At 49.4% G+C, this 510-nt stretch carries 1 protein-coding gene; it reads left to right on the top strand.

The window, feature by feature from the left end:
• On the top strand, positions 1-510 hold a 510-nt coding region (locus tag ABD915_RS10225; RefSeq protein ID WP_345117862.1), incomplete at both ends, for a phage tail protein.

The following is a 510-nucleotide window of genomic DNA, read 5'->3' as shown; positions in this document are numbered from 1 at the left end:
TTGATGGTTCTGTTTTGGGGATTTCACGCGCAAAACTGATCACACGCCCTCCCCGTTTCTTGCCGTGGCTCATTGAAGAATACGGGCTTGGAGAGCTTACACCTTATGTTCCAAACCTTTATGATTTAATTGATCAAGGGCTTGCATGGCAAAATATTCGCGGCTCTATAGCGGCAATAGAGTTGGGGCTTGAATGGCTAGGGATTACAGCACGCTTTCAACCCGCCTGGACGGGGCGGGTATGGTGGAACTCCTTTCAACTCTACTTTGACAACCTCCCTGAACGAACGCAGCTTGAAGCTATTGAAGTAATCACCGACCTTTCCAAATGTCTGCGCTCTGATTTTCGCCGTGGTGTCATGGGTTATGATGTGGGGGCTATGGAATGCAATATGTCACGCCTTGATGACAGCATGTTGGAGTATGAAAGCGGTGTGCGCTTAACAGCTGGGGGCACTTTGTTTTCCTTTGGGCGCACGACAGAGATAGAGCGCGTTCTCACAAGAGAAG

It is taken from the genome of Bartonella jaculi, assembly GCF_039543045.1.
Lineage (GTDB): Bacteria > Pseudomonadota > Alphaproteobacteria > Rhizobiales > Rhizobiaceae > Bartonella > Bartonella jaculi.
The sequence above is the reverse complement of the archived record's forward strand: the minus strand, read 5'-3'. Positions and strand labels throughout refer to the sequence as shown.